The organism is Kocuria palustris (assembly GCF_007666205.1).
GTDB classification, from domain to species: Bacteria; Actinomycetota; Actinomycetes; order Actinomycetales; family Micrococcaceae; genus Kocuria; species Kocuria palustris_A.
The window spans coordinates 1-26269 of record NZ_VDOR01000013.1 but is presented as its reverse complement, the minus strand read 5'-3'; the positions used below and the strand labels follow the sequence as shown (position 1 = coordinate 26269).

General features: G+C 72.1%; 25 protein-coding genes. 10 read left to right on the top strand and 15 right to left on the bottom strand.

Going from position 1 to position 26269, the window contains the following annotated elements:
* Positions 1–74: 74 nt before the first annotated feature.
* The 5 genes from hpt to FSY66_RS10755 all read right to left on the bottom strand — a co-directional run bounded on the left by hpt (position 75) and on the right by FSY66_RS10755 (position 5077).
* Positions 75–626: a hypoxanthine phosphoribosyltransferase gene (hpt, locus tag FSY66_RS10775; RefSeq protein ID WP_144794798.1), complete on the bottom strand. Its 552-nt coding sequence runs from the start codon at positions 624–626 to the stop codon at positions 75–77.
* A 115-nt stretch (positions 627–741) separates the two neighbouring features.
* Positions 742–1767 (bottom strand): tRNA lysidine(34) synthetase TilS, encoded by a 1026-nt coding sequence (gene tilS / locus FSY66_RS10770; RefSeq protein ID WP_260853654.1) that lies wholly within the window; start codon positions 1765–1767, stop codon positions 742–744.
* Between the two features lie 56 nt (positions 1768–1823).
* On the bottom strand, positions 1824–2291 hold the full coding sequence (locus FSY66_RS10765; RefSeq protein WP_144794794.1) for a DNA-binding protein: 468 nt from the start codon (positions 2289–2291) through the stop codon (positions 1824–1826).
* 53 nt (positions 2292–2344) lie between these two features.
* Complete coding sequence (locus FSY66_RS10760; protein ID WP_144794792.1) at positions 2345–3526, bottom strand: zinc-dependent metalloprotease; 1182 nt, start codon at positions 3524–3526, stop codon at positions 2345–2347.
* A 42-nt stretch (positions 3527–3568) separates the two neighbouring features.
* Entirely contained in the window at positions 3569–5077 is a 1509-nt protein-coding gene (locus FSY66_RS10755; protein ID WP_144794790.1) for a D-alanyl-D-alanine carboxypeptidase, read from the bottom strand.
* Positions 5078–5196: 119 nt separating this feature from the next.
* On the opposite strand from FSY66_RS10755, the gene FSY66_RS10750 reads away from it, so the two are divergent.
* Positions 5197–5712 (top strand): inorganic diphosphatase, encoded by a 516-nt coding sequence (locus FSY66_RS10750; protein ID WP_144794788.1) that lies wholly within the window; start codon positions 5197–5199, stop codon positions 5710–5712.
* Positions 5713–5895: 183 nt separating this feature from the next.
* Positions 5896–6612: a hypothetical protein gene (locus FSY66_RS10745; protein WP_144794786.1), complete on the top strand. Its 717-nt coding sequence runs from the start codon at positions 5896–5898 to the stop codon at positions 6610–6612.
* A 21-nt stretch (positions 6613–6633) separates the two neighbouring features.
* Here the strand turns inward: FSY66_RS10745 and FSY66_RS10740 are convergent, their stop codons facing one another.
* The 6 genes from FSY66_RS10740 to serS form a co-directional block, all read right to left on the bottom strand.
* Complete coding sequence (locus FSY66_RS10740; protein WP_144794784.1) at positions 6634–7671, bottom strand: glycine betaine ABC transporter substrate-binding protein; 1038 nt, start codon at positions 7669–7671, stop codon at positions 6634–6636.
* 58 nt (positions 7672–7729) lie between these two features.
* Positions 7730–8497: an ABC transporter permease gene (locus FSY66_RS10735; RefSeq protein WP_144794782.1), complete on the bottom strand. Its 768-nt coding sequence runs from the start codon at positions 8495–8497 to the stop codon at positions 7730–7732.
* Positions 8494–9831 (bottom strand): ABC transporter ATP-binding protein, encoded by a 1338-nt coding sequence (locus tag FSY66_RS10730; RefSeq protein WP_144794780.1) that lies wholly within the window; start codon positions 9829–9831, stop codon positions 8494–8496. The genes FSY66_RS10735 and FSY66_RS10730 overlap by 4 nt, the downstream gene beginning before the upstream one ends.
* Positions 9824–10465, bottom strand: coding sequence for an ABC transporter permease (locus FSY66_RS10725; protein ID WP_144794778.1), 642 nt, complete (start codon positions 10463–10465; stop codon positions 9824–9826). Before FSY66_RS10725 ends, FSY66_RS10730 begins: the two co-directional genes overlap by 8 nt.
* A gap of 229 nt (positions 10466–10694) precedes the next feature.
* Positions 10695–11645, bottom strand: coding sequence for an HAD family hydrolase (locus FSY66_RS10720; RefSeq protein WP_144794776.1), 951 nt, complete (start codon positions 11643–11645; stop codon positions 10695–10697).
* Positions 11646–11789: 144 nt separating this feature from the next.
* Positions 11790–13091: a serine--tRNA ligase gene (gene serS, locus FSY66_RS10715; RefSeq protein WP_144794774.1), complete on the bottom strand. Its 1302-nt coding sequence runs from the start codon at positions 13089–13091 to the stop codon at positions 11790–11792.
* Between the two features lie 138 nt (positions 13092–13229).
* On the opposite strand from serS, the gene FSY66_RS10710 reads away from it, so the two are divergent.
* Positions 13230–14291 (top strand): diacylglycerol/lipid kinase family protein, encoded by a 1062-nt coding sequence (locus tag FSY66_RS10710; protein WP_144794771.1) that lies wholly within the window; start codon positions 13230–13232, stop codon positions 14289–14291.
* A gap of 239 nt (positions 14292–14530) precedes the next feature.
* Here the strand turns inward: FSY66_RS10710 and FSY66_RS10705 are convergent, their stop codons facing one another.
* The 4 genes from FSY66_RS10705 to FSY66_RS10690 all read right to left on the bottom strand — a co-directional run bounded on the left by FSY66_RS10705 (position 14531) and on the right by FSY66_RS10690 (position 18881).
* Positions 14531–15931: a GntP family permease gene (locus FSY66_RS10705; RefSeq protein ID WP_144794769.1), complete on the bottom strand. Its 1401-nt coding sequence runs from the start codon at positions 15929–15931 to the stop codon at positions 14531–14533.
* A gap of 90 nt (positions 15932–16021) precedes the next feature.
* Complete coding sequence (gene pheA / locus FSY66_RS10700; RefSeq protein ID WP_144794767.1) at positions 16022–16951, bottom strand: prephenate dehydratase; 930 nt, start codon at positions 16949–16951, stop codon at positions 16022–16024.
* Between the two features lie 13 nt (positions 16952–16964).
* Positions 16965–17300: a rhodanese-like domain-containing protein gene (locus tag FSY66_RS10695; protein WP_144794765.1), complete on the bottom strand. Its 336-nt coding sequence runs from the start codon at positions 17298–17300 to the stop codon at positions 16965–16967.
* A gap of 201 nt (positions 17301–17501) precedes the next feature.
* On the bottom strand, positions 17502–18881 hold the full coding sequence (locus FSY66_RS10690; protein WP_144794763.1) for an NAD-dependent succinate-semialdehyde dehydrogenase: 1380 nt from the start codon (positions 18879–18881) through the stop codon (positions 17502–17504).
* 116 nt (positions 18882–18997) lie between these two features.
* Between FSY66_RS10690 and FSY66_RS10685 the strand changes: the two genes are divergently transcribed.
* The 7 genes from FSY66_RS10685 (at position 18998) to FSY66_RS10655 (ending at position 26128) form a co-directional block, all read left to right on the top strand.
* A complete protein-coding gene (locus FSY66_RS10685; RefSeq protein WP_260853653.1) occupies positions 18998–20479 on the top strand; it encodes an APC family permease in 1482 nt (493 codons plus the stop codon).
* 65 nt (positions 20480–20544) lie between these two features.
* Positions 20545–21219, top strand: coding sequence for a histidine phosphatase family protein (locus FSY66_RS10680; protein WP_144794759.1), 675 nt, complete (start codon positions 20545–20547; stop codon positions 21217–21219).
* A 145-nt stretch (positions 21220–21364) separates the two neighbouring features.
* A complete protein-coding gene (locus FSY66_RS10675) occupies positions 21365–22879 on the top strand; it encodes an NAD-dependent succinate-semialdehyde dehydrogenase (RefSeq protein ID WP_186304547.1) in 1515 nt (504 codons plus the stop codon).
* Positions 22870–24492, top strand: a complete 1623-nt coding sequence (locus tag FSY66_RS10670) for an amidase (protein ID WP_144794757.1) — start codon at positions 22870–22872, stop codon at positions 24490–24492. Before FSY66_RS10675 ends, FSY66_RS10670 begins: the two co-directional genes overlap by 10 nt.
* A gap of 33 nt (positions 24493–24525) precedes the next feature.
* Positions 24526–24846, top strand: coding sequence for a putative quinol monooxygenase (locus tag FSY66_RS10665; RefSeq protein WP_144794755.1), 321 nt, complete (start codon positions 24526–24528; stop codon positions 24844–24846).
* Positions 24847–25222: 376 nt separating this feature from the next.
* Positions 25223–25906 carry an SDR family oxidoreductase gene (locus tag FSY66_RS10660; protein ID WP_144794752.1) on the top strand — a complete coding sequence of 228 codons (684 nt, stop codon included), beginning with the start codon at positions 25223–25225 and terminating at the stop codon, positions 25904–25906.
* 36 nt (positions 25907–25942) lie between these two features.
* Positions 25943–26128 carry a hypothetical protein gene (locus FSY66_RS10655; protein ID WP_144794750.1) on the top strand — a complete coding sequence of 62 codons (186 nt, stop codon included), beginning with the start codon at positions 25943–25945 and terminating at the stop codon, positions 26126–26128.
* The last annotated feature ends 141 nt before the right edge of the window (positions 26129–26269 follow it).

Here is a 26269-nt window from a genome sequence, read left to right as displayed (position 1 = left end):
CGCCGCGCACCCGGACCGGGTCTTCACCCGTCGGCGGACAGGTCCGCGGACCGACCCGGGCGGGAAGCCCTGCTTCAGGAGTAGACCGACGGGGAGAGCACCGCGATGCAGTCCAGGTTGCGGTACTTCTCGTTCCAGTCCAGGCCGTAGCCGACCACGAACTCGTTGGGGATGTCCCAGCCGACGTAGCGGACGTCGATCTCGACCTTGGCGGCCTCGGGCTTGCGCAGCAGCGTGCAGATCTCGACCGAGGCGGCGCCGCGCGACCTCAGGTTGGCCAGCAGCCACGACAGCGTGAGGCCCGAGTCGATGACGTCCTCCACGATCAGCACGTGCCGGTCCGTGAGGTCGGTGTCGAGGTCCTTCAGGATCCGCACGACGCCGGAGGACTTCGTGCCGGAGCCGTAGGACGAGACGGCCATCCAGTCCATGGGGTACTGCCCGGCCAGGGCGCGGGACAGGTCGGCCATGATCATCACGGCGCCCTTGAGGACGCCCACGAGCAGGACGTCCCTGTCGCCGTAGTCGGCATCGATCTCGGCGGCCAGCTCGGCCACCCGCTGCTCGATCTCCTCCTTGGTGTGCAGGACCTCGGAGAGGTCCCCCTCCACATGCTCGGACTTCACAGCTCTCCTTGGTCCGCTGCCGTGCCCGCGCGGTGCGCGCGGGTCGCGCCGGGGCCGTCGTCGCGACGACGGCGGCCGTCCGGACGTCCTCGCAGCGCGGCGGACGAGGGGCCGCTCAGCGCTGCAGGATCAGCTCGAGCGTGCCTGCACCGCGGCCGCCGCGACGGGGCCGGCGCCTGTACGCGGCCACCTTACCCGCCATCTGCACGGGCCCGGCCTCCCCTCGCCCGCGGGCCAGCTCGGCCAGAGCGCTCAGGCGCTCGAACGTGGGGCGCTCCGCGCCCAGGTCCGTGCAGGCCCGCGCCAGGGCGCGGCGCACCAGGGGCGCGGGCTCGGACTGCAGGACCTCCAGCGACAGGACGAGGACCGGGTCCGCCGGCGCACCCTCGCCGGGATCCGGGCCGGGAGCAGCTGCGAGCGCCCGCTCGAGCACGGACCGGGACTGCTGCTCGAGCAGCTCGGCATCGGGGCCGAGGATCTCGGCCGTGCGGGCCAGCGCCTCCGCGACCCCGGGGCCCAGCTGCCGCTCGAGCTCCGGCAGGACGGTGCGGCGCACACGGGCGCGCAGCATCGACTCGTCGGCGTTCGCGGGGTCGTGCCACGGCTCGAGCTGCTCGGCCGCGCACACGGCCTCGGTCTGGCGGCGGCGCAGCCCGAGCAGCGGACGCAGCACGGGCACGGGGCCCTGGCTGCGCTGCCGGGGCATGCCCGACAGCGATCGGGTGCCGGAGCCGCGGGCCAGCCCGAGCAGCACCGACTCCGCCTGATCGTCCAGTGTGTGCCCGAGCAGGACGGCCCGTGCACCGTGCTCCGCGGCAGCGGCATGCAGGGCCGCGAAGCGCGCCGCCCGGGCGGCGGCCTCCGGGCCCTCGCCGCGGTCCCGGACCTCGACGGGGCGGATCTCGACGGGATCCAGCCCCAGGTCCCGGGCCTGCTCGGCCGCGCGGGCGGCCACCCGGTCCGAGCCGGGCTGCAGCCCGTGGTCCACGACGACCGCGCCCACGCGCAGCTCCCCGCGGCGCGCCCAGTGGGCTGCGGCCGCCGCGAGGGCCAGGGAGTCGGGGCCGCCGGAGAGGCCCACGAGCAGCGGACCGTCGTCTGCGGCGGGGTCGTGGCCGAGGGCGCGGACGGCGCTGAGCACCTCTCTCCGCGCGCGGGCCACGTCCGGTGACAGGCGGCCGCGTCGTCCGTGCTGGGTCAGCTCAGCCCTGCCGCGGAGTCGTGGTGCCGGGCCTCGCGCGCGGCGAGCTCGATCACCTTGGACAGGGTCGGCGTCTGCGCGCCGAGGGATTCGAGGGCGGCCTCGAGCTCGGCCAGGGGGACCACGGAGGCCAGTGCGGACACGGCGTTGGACTCGCCGTGGATGCCGGTCTGGATCTGGGTGGTGGTCAGCACCGGCTGCGACTGCTCGACCTCGGTGAGGACCTTCTCGATGTCCGAGGTGCCGGCGCGCTGCTCGAGCATCACGAGGCGCTCGTAGACGGCGGGATTGCCGATCTTGATCCGGCGGCCGGAGTTCAGCTGCGAGAGCATGGGCGCGGACAGCCCCAGGACCTCCGCGAGGCGTCGCTGGGTGATGCCGTAGGCCCCCACGACGGCCCCGAAGCGCTCGGAGAGGGGCTGGCCGTACAGCTTGATCTGCTGGTCGATGTTCTCGGTGCTCACTTTTGCAATCATGTCACAGAAAGGTCACGACGTGCGACGGCCGCCCCGTCCTCTCATGTGGCCGCGACCCGCTCGACCCATTCCCGGGGGTGGGCGATCTCCCTGGCCGTGGGCAGGTTCCGGGGTGAGTCCCACACGAGGTTGAACCCCTCTCGGCCCGCGGCCTCGACGACCTCCGAGACGAAGCGCTGGCCCTGAACGTACTGCGCGGCCTTGGCCTCGAGGCCCAGGAGGCGGCGGATCGCACGATCGACCGGGCCCCGCAGATCGGCCCGGCGCTCGAAGCGCCGGCGGATCGTCTTGACGGACGGGACGATCGAGGCGTCCACGCCGTCCATGACCCAGTTGGCATGGCCCTCCAGCAGGCTCATGACCGCGGTCGTGCGCTCGAGCATCTCCCGTTCGCGCTCGTCCAGGGCCGCCCCGAGCGGTCCCAGCAGCGAGGTGCCGGTCTCGCGCGGCTCCTCCTGCCCGCTGCGCATGCGCCTGACCGCCCGGCCCGCGGCGGAGCCCGCGGCGGAGCCCGCGGCCGAGAGCCGCTTCCGGAAGGCGTCGGGGCTGCCGGACAGCGAGACCGTCAGCTCCCGCATGTCCCGGATCATGTGATCGCGCAGCCACGGCGCGGCCGCGAACTGCACCCGATGGGTCTGCTCGTGCAGGCAGACCCACAGCCGGAAGTCCTCGGGCTCGACGTTAAGCTCCTGCTCGACCTGCAGGATGTTCGGGGCGACCACCATGAGCCTCCCTCCCGGGAAGCGCTGCGCGCTGCGCTCGGAGACCAGCCCGGCATAGGGGTCGTACTGGCCGAGGACCTTGGTCGAGAGGTAGGCCATGAGCCCGCCGGCCTCGGCCGCTGCCGCGCGGGCGCCGACCGCCTGGACGAGCTCGGCGTTCATGCCGCGGCCCATCCGGTCCCCCCGGAGGCGGCGCAGCTCGGTGAGCGCCGGCTCCAGCAGCAGCTCGAACGTCGCGGTGTTGGCCGTCGCCCAGCCGGCCCGGTCCACGACCACCACGGGGGCGTCATCGAGGCCGCGGGCGGCCTCCAGCCCGGAGATGCCGTGGACATGGTGCACCGCGTCCTCCGCATGGCGGCGGATGGAGGCGACGGCCTCCCGCAGCTGCGCCGGTTCCGGGGTGGGGCCCGGCGGTGCGGTGCGCGCGGCGATCCGCGCGGCCGCCGGCCAGTCGATCAGGCCGGAGCGCGGGGAGCTCGTGGGCTTGTCAGGGGTGCTCATGCGGCCATGTCATCACACCCGTGCGACAGCGCAGCGGGAGGCTCAGGCGCCGTCGGAGGCCACGAGCGCATGGATGCGGTCGGCGGCATCGCGGGCCGCGTCGGCGTCCTCGACGTCGTCGAGGAGGACCACCACGACCGCCGGGGCCCCGCTGCCACGGATGGTCTGCCCGGACAGGGCGGCGACCACGTTGAGGGTGCCCGTCTTGGCGCGGGTCACTCCGCGCCCGTCGGCCTCCTCGGGGTCGTCGAAGCGCTCGGAGAGGGTCCCGGAGATCCCGCCCACCGGGAAGGCCTCGATCATGGGGGCGTACCGGCCCGACTCGTCGGCGGCGGCCTTCTGGAGCAGCCCGCCCAGGACCTCCGCGCTCACGCGGTCGTCCATGGTCATGCCGGAGGCGTCCGCGATCTCGAGTCCGTCGGCGGCCCCCTGGCCCAGGGTCGCGGCGACGGCCTCGTGCGCGGCCTGTCGGGAGCCCTCGATGCTGCCGTCGTGCCCGGCCGAGCGGGCGGCCACGCGGCCCAGCGCCTCGGCCAGGCGGTTGTCGGACTCGCGCATCATCCGCCCGGCCTGCTCCTGGACGGGGGCCGACTCCACCCGCGCGAGCTCCGCGACGCCCTCCTGCTGATCCGCGGGCCGCAGCGGATCGGCGGCGGTGTCGACGTCGTCGCCGGGCTCCACCTGCACGTCCCGGCCCGTCCGCTCTGCGAGCTCGCGCTCGAGCTCGTCCTCGAAGGCCCCGGCCACGGAGCCGACCGGATCGGGGTCGTAGGCGCCCTCCTGCCCCGGCACGTGGTGCGACCCGAAGGCCATCGGGCTGATCTCCCCGATCTCCTGCGCCTCGATGTCGCCGGGCGCCCAGGCGGGATTCAGCGCCGGGCCCGAGAAGATGCTCGTGTCCCTCGACACGCGCACGGGCCGGCCGGGGTCGAGGTCCTCGCCCATGGCATCGGCGGTCGAGGCCGCCAGATCGGCGATCCCCGCCCGTCCCGTGACGGCGCCGGGATCGCCCTCGCCCGGGGCCAGCAGCGTGTCGCCGCCGGCCACCAGCACGACGTCGTTCGGGCTCTGCCCGGCCACCGTCGTCGTGGCCAGGCGCTGATCCGGACCCGTGTGCTGCAGCAGCGAGAAGTGGGTCAGGATCTTCTGGTTGGAGGCCGGGACCAGGGCCTCCCCCTCCCCCTCGGAGAAGAGCACCTCGCCCGAGGCCGGATCCAGCACCAGGACCCCTGAGGCGCCGGAGCTCGAGCCGTCGATCGCAGCGCGGATCCCGTCCTGCGTCTGCTGCGACAGCGGGCCGCCGGGCGCGTCCTGGGCGGGGACCGCGACCGGGGGCGGGTCGACGGCCGCCTCGTCGTCCGGCCCGCCGAAGGCGGCTGGGACCGAGATGATGAGCGAGGCGGAGATCGCGAGCACGAGCAGCGCGGCGACGACCGCCGCGCCCGTGCTGCGCCGGGAGCGCCTCGGCGCGTCGGGGCGATCCGGGGCCTGGGGGCGCTCCGGGCCGGAACCGGCGCGCCGGTCGTCGCGGGGACTCTGCGGGGTGCTCACGCCCCCATTGTGCCGATCCGGCCCGCGCGCCGCCGCCCGCGACCTGCGCCCGGACGGCGCCGGCCGCTATTCTGAGATGCGAACGGAGCAGCAGCACCCACGGAGCACGAGGAGCAGCAATGGAGCTGGACGTCACCATCGAGATCCCCAAGGGATCCCGCGTGAAGTACGAGATCGACCACGAGACCGGGCGCATCCGCCTGGACCGCGTGCTGTTCACCTCGATGGGCTACCCCGCCCACTACGGCTATTTCGAGGACACCCTGGGCGAGGACGGCGATCCGCTGGACGCCATGGTCCTGCTCGATGTCGAGATCATGCCCGGCGTGATCGTCGAGGCCCGCCCAGTGGCCGTGTTCAACATGACCGACGAGGCCGGCGGCGACGCCAAGATCCTGTGCGTGTCCACGGACAAGCGCTACGACCACATCCAGGGTCTCGACGACATCATGGATTACAAGCAGAAGGAGATCCAGCACTTCTTCGAGCGCTACAAGGACCTCGAGGCCAACAAGTGGGTCAAGGGCGAGGGCTGGGACGGCAAGGACGAGGCCGAGCGCCTGGTCCGCGAGGCGCAGGAGCGCTTCGAGAAGTCGCACTACGACTCCGCCGCGGAGGCCGAGCAGAAGGACTGAGCCCCTCTCGCCCGGATCCGCGCACGGGCCCGCATCCCCGACGGGGATGCGGGCCCGTCGTCGTCCGCGGGGCCGGGCCGCCGCGGCCGCTCGGCGGAGGCTGCGCAGCCTCCGCGCGGCGCGTGAGGGCGGCGATCGCCGCCCCTTGTGCTGTCGGTCCGCTGTGGTTGCATGTGCCGTGTGATGAGCCGATCGGACGAGGTCCCGCAGCGCGTGCCCTATGTGCTCGAGCACCAGGGCGCCACGGTCGTGCTCGGCGAGCCGCTGCATCTGGCGGAGATCGACCGCATGCTGCATCGGATGCGGGTCCAGACCGCCACGACCGTGGCCGCAACCGGCGGCATGCGCCTGGACGGCGTCCTGCTCAACAGCGTGGGCGCGGATCTGCCGCTGCCCCGGTTCTGGGAGACCCTGCATCTGGCCGCCTTCGACGACGACTCCGCGGACTGGCGGGAGCCGGACGCGGACGTCCTGGTGCCGGAGCCCCCGCAGTGGCTGCGGGAGGCCCGCTGCTGGGAGTACGACCCCATCGCGCCCCTCCTGGGAGGCGCGGCGCGGGACGCAGACCCCGCGCAGGGGCACTCCGGCGGCTGGGTGGTCCGGCCGTCCTTCGCCGGTGCGGACACCGCCCGCGCCGGCGGCGCCGTCGGGCTGTTCCAGCTGATGGACCGGGAGACCTTCTGGGTGCTGGCCGGCCAGGAGGCGCTGCTCGAGATCGTCGACATGGTCCGGGACCTGCAGCGCTACCGCCGGGGGTTCGCGGACATGCGCGTGTGCTTCGACGAGACCGACCGGATCGGCTCCCTGCGCTTGCCGCTGATCTGCCGGGAGGTGCTCGAGGACGAGCTGATTGCCCGCTCGATCGACATCGAGCCGCGCTTCTGGCCGCCCGAGGACTGACCGGGCCCTCCCCGGCGCGCCTCAGCCGGCGGCGGGCTCCGCGATGAAGCCCTCCTCGACCATCCAGTCGTAGGCCACGTCCACCGGCTCGCGCCCCTCCACGTCCACCTGTGCGTTGAGCTCCTGGAGCGTCTCGTTGTCGAGCCGGGGCATGATCTGGTCCATGATCCCCGCCAGCTCGGGCGATTCCTCGAGCGTCTGCCCGTTGTAGACCGCCGACCCGTTGTAAGCCGGGAAGTACTGCCGGTCGTCCTCGAGGACCGTGAGATCCAGGGACAGGATGCGACCGTCGGTCGCGAAGACCTCGCCCACGGTGCAGTCGCCGTTGTCGGTGGCGGTGTAGATCGCACCGGTGTCGTAGATGCCGATGTTGTCGTCGGGCATCTCGGGGCCGTCGCGGTCCAGGCCGTAGTGCTCCAGCAGGGGGTTCAGGCCGTCGGCGCGGGAGTTGAACTCGGCCTCCACGCACAGCGTGCGCTCCTCGACCGGCAGGTCGTGCAGGTCGGAGATCGTGCTCAGGCCGTGCTCCTGGGCGTACTCCGAGCGCACGGCCAGGGCGTAGGTGTTGTTGAACGTGGCCGGCGGACCCCACACGAGGTCGTTGGCCTCGTCCTCCTCGGCCACGGCCTCCCACTGCTCGTGCGGATCGGGGATGCCCTCCTCGTGCCCCATGTAGGTGATCCACGCGGTGCCGGTGTACTCGATCGTGAGATCGCCCTCCCCCTCGACCATCATCTTCCGCACGGGCTGCGAGCCGGGGACGTTCGTCTGATCGGTGACGTCGTACCCGCCGGCCTCGGCCGCCAGGACCAGGATCTTGCCCAGGATGAGCTGCTCGGTGAAGTTCTTGGACACCACGTTGACCGAGACGTCCTCGGCTCCGTCGACGGGCTCGATCGAGCCGGGCTCGAACTGCGGGACGTAGGAGGCCGACGGCGAGAGCCCGCAGCCGCTGAGCCCGAGGACCGCCACGAGGCCCAGCGAGGCGGCGGGCAGGGCCCTTCGGCGTCGCCCGGCTCGGCGGCTGTCCGCCCTGGCGGGTGCGATGGTGCTGGTCATGCGTCCCTCCGCTGTCGCGGTCCGGTTCCGGTGCTGTCGTGCGGCATCCACGGCCGCCTCACAGGCCCTTGGGGCGTGCGACGTGCTCGACGACCCGGCCCAGCCAGTCGATGGCCAGGGCGAGCAGCGAGACCAGGATCGATCCGGTGATCAGCACGCGCGGGAGATCGAGGTTCACCCCGGTCGTGATGGCCACGCCGAGCCCGCCGGCGCTGACGAAGGTCGCCAGGGTCGCCGTGCCGACGACCAGGACGAGCGCGGTGCGGATGCCCGCGAGCATCAGCGGGACGGCAAGCGGCAGCTCGATGCGCCACAGCACGGACAGCGCCGACATCCCCATGCCGCGCCCGGCCTCCACCAGGGAGCGGTCCACGGAGTCCAGACCGACCATCGTGTTGCGCAGCACCGGCAGGACGGCGTAGACCACCAGCGCCACGATCGCGGCCGTCGAGCCGAAGCCCATCCACATCGCGAACAGCACGATCAGGCCGACTGCCGGCGCCGCCTGGCCGATGTTGGCGATCGCCAGGATGATCCCGGTCCAGCGGCGCATGGGCGCGCGGGTGAGCAGGATGCCCAGGGGGATCGCGATCACCAGGACGATCACCGTGGCGATCGCGGTCAGGCGCAGGTGCTCGAGCGTCGCGGCGAGCAGGGGCCCCGGGGCCAGCGTGACCAGCTCGGTCTCGGTGAGATCCGCCTGGCCGAGCCACAGCAGCAGGATGCCCAGCAGCGCCAGCAGGACGATCGGGTAGATGATCAGCGAGCGCCGCCCGCCCCGATCGGCCTCGACCCCGGCCGCGGTGCCGACGGGTGCCGCGCTCATCGCCGTGCCCCCTGCGGCTCGGCGGCGCTTGAGCCGGAGCCCCCGGTGCTCTCGGCGGCCATGACGCGGATCTCGCCGGTGTCCTCGTCGCGCTCCACGCGGGCCTCGGCGGCATTGGTGCCCACCGGGGCCGCCCCGGCCCGGGCCGCGGTGCGCTGGCCCTGGAGGGACTCCATGACCGCGTCGAGGTCGACGACGCCCTCGAACCTCCCGCGGGCCCCGACGACCAGCCCTGCGCCCAGCCGCGAGACGAGCATCGTGTTGAGGGCGTCCTCGAGGGTCGCGTCCTCGCCGACGAGCGGCAGCTGCGGGTCGAAGCGCTCCGGCAGCCGCTCGGCCCTCGCGAGCTGCTCGACCGAGGGCCAGGCCAGGGGGCGCCCGGAGTCGTCGACCACCACGACGTGCCGGTGCTCCGCGGCGCGCGCCCGCTCGAGCGCCGCCCGCGGGGTGTCCTGGGCTCGCACCACGACGGCCTCGCGGCGCGGCATGTCGCGCACGCGCGAGAGCCCGAGCGCCTTGAGCCCGGCGCCCGACCCCACGAAGTCCGCGACGAAGTCGTTGGCCGGCTCGGAGAGCAGCTTCTCCGGGCGGTCGTACTGCTGGATCCGAGCGCCCTCGTCGAAGACGACGACCCAGTCGCCGAGCTTGACTGCCTCGTCGATGTCGTGGGTGACGATCACGATGGTCTTCTGCAGCTCGCGCTGGATGGAGATCATCTCCTCCTGGAGGCGAGCGCGCGTGATGGGATCGACGGCGCCGAAGGGCTCGTCCATGAGCAGCACGGGCGGGTCGGCCGCCAGGGCCCGGGCCACGCCCACGCGCTGCTGCTGGCCGCCCGAGAGCTGCTTGGGATAGCGGTCGCGGTACAGCTCCGGGTCCAGGGAGACCAGGTCCAGAAGCTCGTCGACGCGCTGCGCGATGCGCCCGCGGTCCCAGCCGAGCAACTTCGGGACCAGGCCGATGTTGGCGGCCACGCTCATGTGCGGGAAGAGCCCGCCCGCCTGGATGACGTAGCCCATGCGACGCCGCAGCTGGTCGCCGTTCATCGTCGTGACGTCCTCGCCGTCGATCACGATCCGGCCCTCGGTGGGCTCGATGAGGCGGTTGATCATCTTCAGGGTCGTCGTCTTGCCGCAGCCGGACGGGCCCACGAACATGACGGTCGAGCCCGCGGGGATCTCGAGGGTCAGGTGATCGACGGCCGGGTTCGAGCGGGGCCCGTACTGCTTGGTGACCCCGTCGAGCAGGATCGGGACGCCGGTGACCTCGGAGCGGCCGTCGGGGCCCCGTCCGCCGGACGGGGCGTTCTCTGCAGTGCTGCGCTGTTCAGACACGAAGACCTCTCGAGGTGGTGAGGCGCCCGAGCAGGGCGAGCAGGAGATCGAGGACGAGGGCCACGACGACCACGGCGATCACGCCGGTGAGCACCGAGGCCAGGGCGTTGGCGCCGCCGAGGCGGGACAGCCCGGAGAAGATGAAACCGCCCAGGCCGGGGCCCAGGACCCACGCGGCGATCGCCGCGACGCCCATGACCATCTGCCCCGAGACCCGCATGCCGGTGAGGATCACGGGCCAGGCCATCGGCAGCTCGACGCGCAGCAGGGTGGACAGGCGGCTCATGCCGATGCCGCGGGCCGACTCGACCGTCGTGGCCGGGACGCCGGCGAGGCCCACGACGGCGTTGCGCAGGATCGGCAGCGCGGCGTAGAAGGTGATCACCACGATGGCCGGGGCGATGCCGAAGCCCAGCGGCGTGACCAGGAGCCCGATGAGCGCGAACGACGGGATGGTCAGGCCGATCGCGGTGACGCTGTTGGCCAGGCTGCTCAGGCGCTGCGAGCGATAGCACAGCAGGGCCAGGCCCACGCCGATCACGGTGGCCAGCGCGAGGCACTGCACCACGAGCCACAGGTGCTGCCAGCTGGAGAACAGGATCACCTGCCAGCGCTCAGCGAGATAGTCGAACACGCGATGCCTTCCCGGCAGATCGGGGACTGCCGAGATCGGAGCGGATCCGAGCAGCGGGGCCGGTCGGCCCGCCCGCCCACGTTAGGCCCGCCGCGCGCTCAGCCCCAGAAATGCCGAATCGGCATATTCACATGCAGACACATACCCGCATTGCGGCTAGATGCACTATAGAATGCATCGATTCTGCCCAGAAGCTGGAACCGCCCCTCTGCGCCCCACCGGCCCGCGTTCAGTCGGCCGGAACCAGCGAGCGCAGGATGCGGGCGGCACCGTCCTGGTAGACGCTCGTCGTGACCTCCCGGGCCACGGCCACGACCTCGTCGGGAGCCTGGCCCATGGCCACCCCGCGGGCGGCCCAGTCGAGCATCTCGATGTCGTTGTGGCCGTCGCCGATCGCCACGGTGTGGGCGGGGTCGACCTCCAAGCTGCGGCGCACCTGCTCCAGCGCGCTGGCCTTGGAGACGCCGTTGGCCGCGACGTCCAGCCACGAGGTCCAGCCCACCGAGTAGGCCACGCCGTGCAGCCCGGCGCGGTCGATGGCCTCGGCGAAGTCCTCGGGCTCGTCCTGCGAGCTGTAGACGACCAGGCGCACGGCGTCGAGCTCGGCCAGCCCCTGCAGATCCGTGGGGACGGCCTCGATCCCGAAGGAGCGGTCCTGGAAGCGCTCCGTCGAGTAGAAGCTGCCGTCGGCCGTCTCGATCGCGTACTTGGCCGCGGGCAGAGCCTTGCCCAGGGCGTCGAGCGCGGGCCCCGGGTTGAAGGTCACCGCGTCGATCACGCGGTGGTAGTCCTCGTGCTCGCTCGACAGGTGCATCGTGATGCCCCCGTTGGAGGAGACCGCGTACCCGGTGGCCAGCCCGAGCTTCTCGCACACGGGCAGGGTCGCCCCGCGCGAGCGCCCCGTGGCGATCACCAGGTGGTGCCCGGCCGCCGCGGCCGCCCGCGCAGCGTCCAGGACCTCCTGGGACATGCGCCCGTCGTGGTCCACGAGCGTGCCGTCCACGTCCAGGCACACGAGGTAGCGCACCCCCGGCTCGAGCTCCCAGTCGCTGCCGACCGGCTCGCGCTCGGGCTCGGGGAACGGCGGGGTGGACGTGTCCGGGGCGTGCGGCGGATCCTGCTGGGGGTCCTGCGGCTGGGGCTTCCGATCGTCGATGCCGGAGTGCTGGGTCTGCGTCATGCCCCGCACTCTGCCACAGCGCTGCGACGGGCCGCCGTGGCCGTCGCCACGACGACCGCCGCTTCACAGGACGTTCACCGCACGAACGCCGGCCGGCGCTCGACGCCGGGCCGGATGCCGGTCCCCGTCCGAGGGTCCGAGGCCTCAGCGGACCTCGATGACCTCCTGGCCGCGCATGTACGGGCGCAGCGCCTCCGGGATCACGACGGAGCCGTCGGCCCGCTGGTGGGTCTCCAGGATCGCGACGAGCCAGCGGGTCGTGGCCAGGGTGCCGTTGAGGGTGGCGACCGTCCGGGTGCCGCCCTTCCTGGCCTTGCCGTCCTCTGCCGCGGTGTCCGCCAGGCGCTCGCGGATGCCGAGGCGGCGGGCCTGGTAGGTCGTGCAGTTCGAGGTCGATGTGAGCTCGCGGTAGCGGCCCTGGGTGGGGATCCACGCCTCGCAGTCGAACTTGCGGGCCGCGGACGTGCCCAGATCGCCGGCCGCGGTGTCGATCACGCGGTAGGACAGCCCGCAGGCCTGCAGCATCTGCTCCTCCCACTCGAGCAGCCGCTCGTGCTCGGCCTCGGCCTGGTCCTGCGCGCAGTAGACGAACATCTCCAGCTTGTTGAACTGGTGCACGCGGATGATGCCCCGGGTGTCCTTGCCCGCGGAGCCGGCCTCTCGGCGATAGCAGGTCGACCACCCGGCGTAGCGCAGCGGGCCCTCGGACAGGTCCAGGATCTCGTCCGCGTGGTAGCCGGCGATCGCCACCTCGGAGGTGCCGACCAGGTACAGGTCGTCCTTCTCCAGGCGGTAGATCTCGTCGTCGTGCTCGACGTCGAAGCCCGTGCCCGCCATGATCTCCGGGCGCACCAGGGTGGGAGTGGTCAGGGCGATGAAGTCGTTGTCCATGGCCAGGTCCTGGCCCATGCGCAGCAGCGCGGTCTCCAGGCGGGCGATGTCGCGCTTGAGGAAGTAGAAGCGGGAGCCGCCGACCTTGGCGCCGCGGGCCATGTCCAGGCCGTCCACGAGCTCGCCGATCTCCAGGTGGTCGCGGGGCTCGAAGCCCTCGGCCTCGAAGTCGCGCGGCTCCCCGACGTGCTTGAGGACGGTGAAGTCGTCCTCGCCGCCGGACGGGATGCCCTCGATGATCAGGTTCGGCAGCGCCTGGAGCAGCTCGTCGATGCTGCGCTGGGCGGCGTCGGCCCGAGCGTCGGCGTCCTTGACGCGATCGGCGAGCTCCTTGACCTCCGCCAGCAGCCGCTGCTTCTCCTCGCCCTGGGCCTGGGCCACCTTCTTGCCGAAGGACTTCTGCTCGGCGCGCAGGGTCTCGTACTCGGTGATGGCGGAGCGGCGGGCGGCATCGGCCTCCAGCACGCGGTCCACCACGGACTCGTCGGCCCCGCGGGCGGCCTGCGAGGCGCGGAACTGGTCGGGATTCTCACGGAGCATGTTGATATCGATCACCGGGCCAGGGTAGCGGAGCGGGCATCCTCCGGGCCCGCTCTCATGGGCGCGCGGTACGGTGGGCTCGCCGCGTCTGGGCACCCGCCCGGTCCGCACGATCCCGTGCCCTTCCCGCGACCCCTTCCCAGGAGCCCGCCCGTGCCCGAATCCCTGGACCAGCCCCGCGTCCAGCATGTGGCCGTCATCGTGAACCCGTCCAAGGACGGCTCCGACGACGCCATCAACCACACGACGCTCGCCTGCCGGAAGGCCGGGTGGCCCGAGCCGCGCTTCTTCGAGACGAAGATCGAGGATCCCGGGACCTCCATGACCCGCGACGCCCTCGACTGGGGCGCGGACGTCGTGCTGGCCGCCGGCGGCGACGGCACCGTGCGCACCGTCGCCGAGGTGCTCGCCGGCACCGGGACCCCCCTGGGGCTGATCCCCATGGGCACCGGCAATCTGCTGGCCCGGAACCTCGGCGCTCATCTCGACGACATCCACCACTCCGTCGACGTCGCGCTGTTCGGCGAGAACAAGCTCATCGACATGGTCTCGTTCCGCACCGAGTCCGACGACGGCGCCGTCGATCAGAAGATGCTGTGCGTCATGGGCGGCGTCGGCTTCGACGCCGAGATCATGGAGCACACGAGCGACCGGCTCAAGAAGCGCATCGGGTGGATGGCCTACGGCGAGGCCGGGATGCGCCGCGTCCTGATGGCCCCGGTCTGGGCCCGCTTCAGCCTCGACGACGGGCCGTGGCAGTCGCGCCGCCTCCGTTCGATCATGGCCGCGAACTGCGGGACGCTGACGGGCGGGCTGGTGCTGGTCCCCGGCGCCAAGCTGGACGACGGCAGCATGGACGTCGTCGTGATCGCTCCGCGCAACCTTCTCGGTTGGATGCGGCTGGCCGGCAAGGTCATCACCCAGCACCGCCACGAGCTGCCCGAGCTGGACCACTACGAGTGCCGGAAGCTGCGCGCCGAGTTCGCCCAGCCCACGAGCGGCGAGCTCGACGGCGACCCGGTGGGGCACGTGGTCGCCTTCGAGGCCGAGATCATGCCGAAGTCCCTCGAGCTGCGCGTGCCGCCCACGATGGTCCGCGGCTCGCTCGATCTGATCGACGAGGACACGCAGCAGCGCCATCCGGACAGCGAGCCGGCGATCCAGGCGGACTTCCACCTCCACCGCCGCGACCACGAGCACGACGACAAGGACTGACCCCTCCGCCGCGAGCGGCCGCTTCCTCACCGCACCAACGCGCCCCTCCCGCGACCGGCCGATTCCTCACCGTTTCGAGCGTGAAACGGTGAGGAATCGGCCGGTCGCGGAAGGAGAGGTGACTCTTCGGCCGCTCGCGGGAGGAGAAGTGGATTATCGGCCGCTCGCGATGGGTGGGGTGAGGAATCGGCCGGTCGCGGGAGTCGCAGGAGACGACGGAGACGCGGGTGACGCCGTCGCTACAGGAGGCTCGCCAGCGCGAAGACGATGAGGGCGGCGAGGAAGCCGACCACCGCGATGATCGTCTCGAGCACCGTCCACGTCTTGAACGTGGTGCGCACGTCCATCTCCAGGAACCGGCCGACGAGCCAGAAGCCGGAGTCGTTGACGTGCGACAGCGCCACCGAGCCGGCGGCCACCGCGATCACGAGGGCGGCCAGCTGCAGGCCGTTGAAGTCGCCCGCCATCACGGCGGGCGCGATCAGGCCGGCGGCGGTCGTCAGCGCGACGGTCGCGGAGCCCTGGGCCACGCGCATGATCACCGCGATGATGAAGCCCGCGAGGATGACGGAGATGCCGAGGTCCGTGAGCACCTGCGCCAGTGCATCGCCGATGCCCGAGCTGCGCAGGACTCCGCCGAACATGCCGCCCGCACCGGTGATGAGGATGACCGAGCAGACGGGGCCGAGAGCGGACTCGAAGGTCTTCTCGATCGCGCTGCCGCTCACGCCCCGGGCCCGGCCGATCAGCAGCGCGGCGGCCAGCAGCGAGATGGTCAGCGCGACCGGCGTGGCGCCGAGGGACACGAGCAGCTGGAACCAGGCCTGCGAGCCCACCTCCTCGGGAATGGCCCCGGACTCCACCAGCGTGGACAGACCGGTGTTGAGGAAGATCAGCAGCATCGGCAGCAGGAGGATGAGCACGACGGTGCCGGTCCGCGGCGGGTTCTCCACCGCCTCGGCCTCGCCCAGGATCGTGGGCACCGGAAGGTCGATCCGGCGCCCCGCGATCCTCCCGAACAGGTACGACGACAGGTACCAGGCCGGCAGCGCCGCCACGAGGCCCACGAGCAGGACGAGCCCGACGTTCGCCTCGAAGAAGGTAGCGGCCGTGACCGGGCCGGGGTGCGGCGGCAGGAAGACGTGCATGACCGAGAACGCGCCCACCGATGGCAGCGCGTAGAGCAGCACGGACCCGCCCAGGCGCCGAGCGACCGCGAAGACGACGGGGAGCATGACGACCAGGCCGGCGTCGAAGAAGATCGGGAAGCCGAAGAGCAGCGAGGCGACGCCGAGCGCCAGCGGCGCGCGCTTCTCCCCGAAGATCGAGATCAGCCTCTCGGCGAGCACCTGCGCGCCGCCGGAGGTCTCGATCAGCCGCCCGAGCATGGCGCCCAGGCCCACGAGCAGCGCGACGCTGGCGAGGGTGCTCCCGAAGCCGTCGAGCATCACGGGCACGACCGCCTCGAACGGGATGCCCGCAGCCACCGCCGTCAGGAAGCTGATCACGATCAGCGCCACGAAGGCATGCATCTTGAACCTGATGATCAGCAGCAGCAGGACCGCGATCGCGGCGGCCGCGATCAGCAGCAGCGGTCCTGCGGTGAGGGTCTGCTCCCAGCCCTCGAGCTCTTCGACCATCTCGCGGCTCCTTCGCCCTCCGGGCGCCCGTGGTCGAGCGCCGTCGGGGACACCGTAGCGGTCTGCCCGGCACCGGAGGGGCATGTCGGCTCAGCGGCCGGCGCGCAGCTCCTGGACCCAGTCCCGGGCCTGGCGGAAGGCGCCGTCGGTGTGGCGGCTCTCCACGTCGGCGAGCCCGGTCTCGGCCTTGGGGTACGAGCCGAGGAAGCGGGTGGTGGGGCAGATGCGGCGCAGGCCCATGACGGCCTCCGCCACGCGCTCGTCCAGGATGTGCCCGTCGAGATCGACCGAGAAGAAGTACTCCCCCAGCGAGTTGCCCGTGGGGCGCGACTCGATGCGCGAGAGGTTCACGCCCCGGGTGGCGAACTGCTCGAGGATCTCCAGCAGCGCCCCGGCGCGGTCGGTCCACAGCGGGATGACGAGGGTGGTGCGGTCCGATCCGGTGCGCTCCGGCAGCGGGCTGCCCGGCTCCGCGACGTGGACGAACCGGGTCACGGCGGCGCGGTTGTCCCCGATGTCATCGGCCAGGACGGCCAGCTCGGGATGGGCGGCGACGATCGCGGGCGAGCAGATCGCGGCGTCGTACCCCGCCTGATCGCCCGAGGCCAGCAGCCCCAGGGCGCCGGCGGCGGTCGAGGAGGCCGGGATGTATTCGACCTCCCGCATGTTCTCGTCCACCCAGCCCCTGACCTGGGCCCAGGCATGCGAATGGGTGGAGACGGCGCGGACCTCGGAGAGCTCCTTGGGCCGCAGCGACACCAGGGCGAACCGGATCGGCACGAGCATCTCGGCCCGGATCCGCAGCTCCGCACCCGCGGCCAGGGCGTCCAGCGTGGCCGTCACCCCGCCCTCGACGGAGTTCTCGATCGGCACGACGGCGGATTCGGCCCTGCCGCCGCGCACGGCGGACAGTGCCGCCGGGACCGAGGCCACCGGCTGATGCCGGGCGGCATCGGGCTCGATCTGGCGCAGGGCGGATTCGGTGAAGGTCCCCGCGGGACCCAGATAGGCGATCGTCATGAAGCGCGGGCGGTCACTTCACCGTGGGGGCGTCATCGGTCTCCGAGACCATGGGCTTGTCGGCATCGGCCCATGCGCCCATGCCGCCGAGCACGTTGATGGGGTCGAAGCCGCTCTGGGCCAGGAACGACGTGGCGCGCAGGGACCGGCCCCCGGAGCGGCAGATCACGTAGACGTCCTCGTCCACGGGGACCTCGCCGTAGCGGGCGGAGAGCTCCCCCAGGGGGATGTGCTGAGCGCCGTCGATGTGCCCGGCCTCCCACTCGAAGTCCTCGCGGACGTCGAGGATCCTGGCGTCCTCGGGGATCTCGCTGACGTCGGCGTTGGGCAGGTTGTCCACGTTGTCCATGAGGAGCCTCCAGTTCGTTCGGCACCGGGGCGCGGGGCCCTGCGGCGCAGGATTCGCGGGCGACGGGCGGGGCCGTCGTCGTCCCTCCAGCCTAATCCGCCGCCCCGACGGCACAGGGCGCCCGGTCCTGCGGCGCCCGACCGCGGACGGGCCCGGCCCCGGTCCTGAGCAGGACCGGGGCCGGGAGGGGCGGACGGGCGCTCACGCCGTGGGCGTGTGCACCAGCTTGACGTTGGCGAACTCGCGCATGCCCCAGGGGCCGAGCTCACGGCCCACGCCGGAGCGCTTGACGCCGCCGAAGGGCAGGTCGGGGACGGTCTCCGCCTGGCCGTTGATGTAGACCATGCCGGTGTCGATCTGCTCGGCGACCTCCGTGGCCTTCTCGACGTCGGAGCCGAAGACGATCCCGCCGAGGCCGAACGGGGAGTCGTTGGCCAGCTCGATCGCCGCGGCGGCGTCGGGGACCTTGTAGACCACGCCGATCGGGCCGAAGAGCTCCTCGGAGTAGGCGCGCATGTCCGGGGTGACACCGGTCAGCACGGTGGCCTCGATCCAGGCGCCGTCGCGGTCCGGGACATGGCCGCCGGCCTCGACGGTCGCGCCCTTGTCCACGGCGTCCTTCAGCTGCTCGGCGAGCTCGTCGCGGTGGGAGGTGGTCACCAGCGGGCCGAGGAACGTGCCCTCGTCCTGCGGATCGCCGAACTCGATGTCGGCCATCTTCTGGGCGAAGGCCTTCACGAAGGCGTCGTAGGCCTCCTCCACCACGATGAAGCGCTTGGAGTTCGTGCAGGCCTGGCCGTTGTTGCCCACGCGAGCCGCGACGGCCTGCTTGGCCACGCGCTCGATGTCCTGGTCGTCCAGCACGATGAAGGCGTCGGAGCCGCCCAGCTCGAGCACGACCTTCTTGAGGTTCGCGCCCGCGGTCGCGGCCACGGACTTGCCCGCCCGCTCCGAGCCGGTCACGGAGACGCCCTGGACCACCGGCGACGGGATCACGATCTCGGAGATCTGCTCGTTCGAGGCGAACAGGTTCTGGTAGACGCCCTCCGGGAACCCGGCCTCGCGCATGAGGTCCTCCTGGGCCTGCGCCGACTCGGGGACCATCGCGGCGTGCTTGAGCAGGATCGTGTTGCCCAGCATCAGGTTCGGCGCGGCCAGGCGGGCCACCTGGTAGTGCGGGTAGTTCCACGGCATGATGCCGAGGATCGTGCCGGTGGGCTGCAGCTCCACGCGCGCCATGCCGCCGGTGCTGGCCTCGTACTCCTCGGGCTTCGTGAACGACTCCGCGTTCTGCGCGTAGTAGTCGTAGATGCTGGCCACGAGCTCCATCTCGGCCATGCCCTGGCTCAGCGGCTTGCCCATCTCGCGGGCCTGGGTCGAGGCCAGGTCCCGGCTGCGGCTGCGGTAGAGCGAGGCCAGTGCGGCCATCGACTCGGCGCGCTCGCGCATGGGGGTCTCGGCCCAGCCGCGCTGGGCCTCCTGCGCGCGGTCGAGCATCTGGCGGATCTGATCATCGGTGTGCGCCTCGAAGTCGCGCACCTTCTGGTTGTCGGCGGGATTCACGACGGCGTAATCAGTCATGGTGCTCACGCTAGGGAGCGCAGCCGGAGGAGTCCATGGGAGCGGCGGCCGCTTCACTCTCGGCGGACTGGGTAATGTGCGTGATCTCACACCCGCCCGAGCTCCAGGAGACAGCCGTGACCCAGACCCCGGAGACGACCTCCGAGCACGAGAGCCCCTTCGTCAAGGCCCTCGGCTCCCTGGACGCGCTCTTCATCGGCTTCGGCGCCATGATCGGCTTCGGCTGGATCACCCTGACCGGCGGCTGGATCGAGGGCGCAGGAACCCTCGGCGCCGTGCTGGCCATGATCGCCGGCGGCATCCTGATGGCGCTCGTCGGCCTGGTGTACTCGGAGCTGGTGGCGGCCATGCCGCAGGCCGGCGGCGAGCACAACTACCTGCTGCGCGGGATGGGGCCCCGGATCTCGATGCTCGGCTCGTGGGCCATCACGGGCGGCTACATCGCCGTGGTGCTCTTCGAGGCGGTCTCGACCCCCACCACCGCGGCCTACATCTTCCCGCAGCTGGAGCAGATCCGGCTGTGGAGCATCGCAGGCTTCGACGTCCATCTGACCTGGGCGCTCGTCGGATCGATCGCGGCGCTGCTGATCATGTGGATCAACATCCGCGGGGTGAAGCTCGCCGGCATGGTCCAGACCTGGGTCGTGTCCTTCCTCCTGCTCATGGCGGTCCTGCTGCTGGGCGGCAGCGCGATCGGCGGGGACCTCGCCAACACGCAGCCGCTGTTCACCGGCGGCGCCGTCGGCTTCGTGGCCGTGCTGGGCGCGGTGCCGTTCCTGTTCGTGGGCTTCGACGTCATCCCCCAGTCCGCCGAGGAGATCGACATCCCGCCTCGCAGGATCGGGCGGCTGGTCGTGGTCTCGGTCCTCATGGCCGTGGCCTTCTACGTCGTCATCATCTTCAGCACGTCCATGGCGCTGCCCGCCTCCGAGCTCGGCGGGCTCCAGCTGGTCACCGCCGATGCGTTCGCCGCGCTGACGGGAAGCGCCGTATGGGGCAAGGTCGTGATCGCCGGCGGGCTGGCCGGGATCATCACGTCCTGGATCGCCTTCCTCATGGGGGCCTCGCGGCTGATGTGGGCGATGGCGAACTCCGGGATGCTCCCCGCGTGGTTCGGGAGGATGCACCCCCGGCACCGGACCCCGGTCAACGCGCTGCTGTTCATCGGGATCCTCTCGGCCCTCGCGCCCTTCTTCGGCGCCCCCATGCTCGAGTGGGCGGTCGATGCCAGCTCCCCCATGATCGTGCTCACCTACGGCCTCGTGGCGGTCACGTTCGTGCTCCTGCGCCGGAACCAGCCGCACATGGACCGGCCGCTGCGCATCGGCGGCCAGGGGCGCGGCGGCGTCGTGATCGGCTCCGTGGCCGCCGTCCTCTGCGCGATCCTGCTCGTGCTGTACGTCCCCGGCCTCACTCCCATCTCCGTGACCCTGGCCTGGCAGTCCTACGTCATGCTCGGTCTGTGGATCGCCGCGGGCGTGATCCTCATGCTGCGCATCCCCCGCGGCATCCGGCCCGGCCCCGAGGCGGAGGAGCAGCTCCAGGCCGCCCTGCGGGCCCGGAGCCGGGACCGGAATCGGCCCGGGAATCGGGGCTGACGCCGGGATCGGAGCTGTCCCTAGAGTGGGCTGCGGACCGACTCGACGAGAGGACCGCATCGACCATGAGGCTCTACCTGATCCGCCACGGCCAGACGCCGTCGAACGTCGAGCGGCTGCTCGACACCGCCGAGCCCGGCCCTGGTCTGACCGAGCTGGGCCGGGAGCAGGCCGAGGCGCTGCCGGAGGCCCTGTCGGGGGCCGGGATCGAATCGCTCTGGGTCTCGAACCTCATCCGCACGCAGCTCACGGCTCAGCCGCTGGCCGACGCCCTGGGACTCGAGCCGAGCATCCGCCCCGGCCTCCGGGAGATCCGGGCCGGGGATCTGGAGATGGCCGGCGACGACGAGTCCGCGCAGCTGTACCTGAGCACCGTGTTCGGGTGGTCGAGCGGCGGGATGGATCAGAGCGTCCCCGGCTCCGGGGAGAACGGCCACGACGTGCTCCGCCGCTTCGACGAGGTCGTCCAGGAGGTCCTGTCCTCCGGGGTGCGCACCGCGGCCCTGTTCTCGCACGGGGCCATGATCCGCGCGTGGGCGGCAGCGCGCTGCGGCAATCTCAGCGCGGCCTACGTGGCCCGCGAGGGCCTGGGCAACACCGGGGTGGTCGTGGTCGAGGGCGACGGGGACTCGTGGACGGCGCTGAGCTGGCAGAACGCGTCGCTCGGCCCGGAGGACGTGGACTCGGACGCCGACGGCCCCGCCGCCGAGCCCATCGATCCCTCCGAGATCAGGGGATGACCGCCGCGCTCGTCGGCCCTTGCGATGTCGGCCCGACTTCCTAGGCTGAGACCGGGAACACACCAGAAGACCCCACCGCGCAGAGCCCCGTCCCGGCACGTCCGTCGGATCGCGCGCTCGGCCGTCTCCGAAAGGCAGCTCTTCCATGACCGCTTCGCAGTCCTCCTTCACCGACGCCTCTCCCGAGCAGCGCAAGGAGATCGTGCGCGACCTGCTCGAGCGCACCCCCAAGGGGATCCTGATCGACGGCACCTGGCGCGATGCCTCCGGCGGGGAGACCTTCGACGTCGAGAACCCGGCCACCTGCCAGACGCTCGCCGCCGTGGCCTCCGGGACGGAGCAGGACGCCGTCGCCGCGCTGGATGCGGCGTCGGCCGCCCAGGAGGAGTGGGCGCGGACCCCCGCCCGCGAGCGCGCCGAGATCCTGCGCCGCGCCTTCGACCTCGTCCAGGAGCGCAAGGAGGACCTCGCGCTGCTGATGACCCTGGAGATGGGCAAGCCGTTCGCCGAGGCCCTGGGCGAGGTCGCCTACGGCGGCGAGTTCCTGCGCTGGTTCTCCGAGGAGGCCCCGCGCCACTACGGCCGCTACGCCGACACCCCGGAGGGCAGCCTGCGCATGATCGTGCGCCACAAGCCCGTGGGCCCGGCCCTGCTGATCACCCCGTGGAACTTCCCGCTGGCCATGGCCACGCGGAAGATCGCCCCGGCCGTCGCCGCCGGCTGCACCATGGTGCTCAAGCCTGCCCGGCTCACCCCGCTGACCTCGCTGCATTTCGCGCAGATCATGCTCGACGCCGGCCTGCCCGCGGGCGTGCTCAGCGTCGTGCCCTCGGCCTCGGCGTCGTCGATCTCCGAGCCGCTGATGAAGGACGACCGCCTGCGCAAGGTGTCCTTCACCGGCTCGACCGGCGTGGGCAAGAACCTGCTGGCCGCGGCCTCGGAGAACGTGCTGCGGACCTCCATGGAGCTCGGCGGCAACGGCCCGTTCGTGGTCTTCGAGGACGCCGATCTGGACAAGGCCGTGGCCGGGGCGCTGGCCGCCAAGATGCGCAACATGGGCGAGGCCTGCACCTCCGCCAATCGCATCCTGGTCCACAGCTCGATCGCCGACGAGTTCGGCCGCCGGCTGGCCGAGGCCATCGGGGCCAAGAAGGTCGGCAACGGCCTCGAGGACGGCTCGGAGGTCGGGCCCATGATCGAGAAGAAGGCCCTCGAGTCCGTCGCCGCCTTCGTGGACGACGCCGTCGAGCGCGGCGCCAAGGTGCTCACCGGAGGCGAGCGCGTGGGAGAGGAGGGCTACTTCTACGCGCCCACCGTCCTGGCAGACGTCCCCCGCGACGCCCGCGCAGCCTGCGAGGAGATCTTCGGCCCCGTCGCGCCCATCCTCACGTTCGAGGACGAGGACGACGCCGTCCGGCTCGCGAACTCGACCGAGTACGGCCTGGCCTCCTACGTCTTCACCGAGGACCTCAAGCGCGCCCACCGCATCGGCGATCGCCTGGACTTCGGCCTGCTCGGCCTCAACGTCGGCGTGATCTCCAACGCGGCCACCCCGTTCGGCGGCATCAAGCAGTCCGGCATGGGCCGCGAGGGCGGCGCCGAGGGCATCGAGGAGTACACCGAGGTCCAGTACATCGGCATGGAGAGCCCGTGGAGCTGAGCGCTGCGCTGACCGATGCGGCCGCGCTGCAGGAGGATCTGCGGCGCGGCCGCGTCGCGGCACGCCAGGTCGCCGTCCGGGCCCTCGCACGCGCCCGCGCCGCCGAGTCCCCGGAGGAGGGCCCGGCCCTGGGCGCCTTCGTGCACCTGGAGCCCGAGGACCGGGTCGCAGACCGGGCAGCGCAGCTCGACGCGCTGCCCGCCTCGGAGCGAGCCCGATGGCACGGTCTGCCCATGCCGCTCAAGGACCTCCACGACGTCCAGGGGCAGCCCACGACCTCCGGTTCGCGCGCGCTGGCCCCGGAGGGCCCCGCCTCGGCCGCGATCGCCGAGGCCGATGACGACGTCGCCGCGCTGCATCGCGGCCTCGGCGCCCAGCTGCTGGGCAAGACCCAGGTCCCCGAGTTCGGGCTCAACTGCTACAGCGAGAACCTGCTGGGCCCCTCCACCCGCAATCCCTGGGATCCCTCGGCCGGGCCGGGCGGCTCATCGGGCGGTCAGGCGGCCGCGGTGGCGGCGGGCATCGTCCCGGCCCTCGTGGGCTCCGACGGCGGCGGCTCGATCCGCATCCCCGCGGCGGCCTGCGGGCTGATCGGGCTCAAGCCGGGGCGGGGGACCGTGCCCACCGGGGACGGCCTGCGCGATCACGGGATGCTGGCCGTGACCGGTCCGATCGCCCGCAGCGCTGTCGATGCTGCTCTGCTCTACGACGGCCTCACCCAGCCGGCTCCTTCAGTCCCCGGGGACAACCGCTCCTACCGGCCCGTCGTCTCCCCCGGCGCCGCCGCGGCCCGGGACCTGTGGGGCACGCCCTCGGCGGACGACGCCGCGCCCGGGCCGGCCCTCGACGCAGTGCGTCGGGGCCGCGAGGGCGAGCGCCCCTGGGGCGCCCGTGCGCTGTCCATCGGCGTGAGCACGGCCTCGGCCTTCGAGGCCGCTCATCCCACCCCGGTGTCGCCGCAGGCCCGGGAGGCGCTGGGCGTCGGCGTCGACGTGCTCCGGGCGGCCGGGCACCGGGCCCAGGACGCCGACGTCCGCCACGACCCCGCCTATCCCGACGCCTTCTTCCAGCTGTGGACCACCTCCGTGGGCGCCGCCCCGCTGTCGCCCGAGCAGGAGCCGCTGCTCACGGGACTGGCGCAGGAGTACCGCCGACGCGCCTCGCAGCGCACGGCCACGCAGCTGGCCACCGCGATCCGCACCCTGCGGGACATGGAGCGCCGCCTGCTGCAGGACTGGGACCGCTGGGACGTGCTGATGACCCCGGCCCTGGCCCAGACCCCCAGACCGCTGGGCTGGTGGTGGGAAGGGTACGACCCCTCGGATCCGGCCTCTGCCGATCAGGACTACGAGCGGCAGTGCCGGTACACCCCGTGGACCTCGCTGATCAACGTGATCGGGCTGCCCGCCGTCGTGGTGCCCACCGCGATCGTCCGCTCCGAGGTCTCGGGGGCGGAGGTGCCCATGGGCATCCAGCTCATCGGCCGCCCAGGCTCCGAGATCGGCCTGCTCGTGCTCGCGGACCAGGTCATGGCCGGGATCGACCCCTCGGTGCGCGATCGGCTGAGCATGCCGCCGACAGAGCCGTCCGGGCGCGATAGCGTGACCCGCTGACTCATCCCCCATCGATCGAGAAGGAGACTCCCCATGATCTTCATCGTCGTGAAGTTCCCCGTGAAGCCCGAGCACTCCGCGCAGTGGACGGAGATCTCCCGTGAGTTCACCGAGGCCACACGTGCCGAGCCCGGCAACAAGTTCTTCGACTGGTCGCGCTCCGTGGACGACGTCAACGACTTCGTCCTGGTCGAGGGCTTCGACGACGACGCCGCGGAGGCCCACGTCGAGTCCGAGCACTTCAAGAAGATGCAGCAGGAGTTCCCGCAGTATCTGCGCGCGACTCCGCAGATCATCTCCGAGCAGATCGGCGCCTCCGACTGGGGCGAGATGGCCGAGGTCAAGGTCGACTGAGCTGCGGCCGCTTGCGGGCGGCCGACGCGAGCTTCCCGCTGCATCGCGTCATAGGACATGCTCTGTATCACTCGGCCGTACGCTGAGGGTGCCGCGCTTCGGCGGCCCCGATCGGAGGAGTCGCCGTGCACAGCTCGCGCCGCCCGTCAGCCGGATGGTTCGGGCCGCCGCCCGCACTGCTCATCGGCCTCGGCGTCGCCGTAGCCGGCCTCGTGTTCAGCCTGGAGCTCTCCTCGAGCCGGAGCGAGAACGGCGGGGCCTGCTGATCAGCCCCGCCGACGCAGCCGTCGTGCGCCCCCGGGAATCGGCGAGCGCCGCGGAATATCGCCGCCCCGGGCCCCGGTTCCCGTGAGCACCAGCATCCCGAGGAGGAGCCATGTCGAAGATCGTCATCCTGGGCGGCCACGGCGCCGTCGCCATGATCGCCGAGCGCAAGCTGACCGACGCCGGGCACCAGGTCACCGCCGTGATCCGCTCGGCCGAGCAGAAGGGCGAGATCGAGGCGACCGGTGCGACCCCGCTCGTCCTGGACCTTCAGGACGCGAGCACCGAGCAGATCGATGCCGCCGTCGACGGCCACGACGCGGTCGTGTGGGCCGCCGGTGCAGGCGGGGCCGGGGCTGAGACGACCTTCGCCGTGGATCGCGACGCCGCCCAGCGCTCCGTCGATGCCGCCCAGCGAGCCGACGTGAAGCGCTACGTCATGGTGTCCTACCAGGGCTCCGCCCTCGAGCACGGCCTGTCCGAGGACGACAGCTTCTACCCCTACGTCCAGGCGAAGGCCGAGGCGGACGAGATGCTGCGGCGCTCCGATCTGGACTGGACCATCCTGGGCCCCGGCTACCTCACGGACGACGAGCCGGCCGGCACGATCGGCCTCGGGCCCATCGAGGAGTTCGGCGGCGACCGCGAGTCGCCCGGTCCGGACGGGGAGCGCAATGTCTCCCGCAGCGATGTCGCCCAGACCATCGTCGACGCCCTCGACATGCCGGAGACCATCGGGAAGTTCATCGAGTTCGGCCGCGGGGACACTCCGATCCGCGAGGCGCTGGCCCGCTGATCGGGGCGGGCCGCCTCGACATGGGACAGTGACGACATGAGAATCCTGTCGACCGTCATCACCGTCATCGTCACCCTGGTGGTGGCCAACCTCCTGCTCGGCGGGGTGCAGAGCCCGATCCTGCGCATCGCGGCCGTCGTCGTGATCGCCATGATCGTGGGCGCGATCGTCAACCGCCTGGTGCCCAGCGACCCGGGCCGCAGCCCGGAGCGCCGCGACTGACCGCTGCGTCGCGGGAGGGGGGGGACACCACGACGCCCTCCTCACCCCCCCCGTTTCCCCGCGAGCGGCCGCTGATGGCCCTCCCACCCCACGAGCGGCCGATTGCTCACCGTTTCAGCGCTGAAACGGTGAGCAATCGGC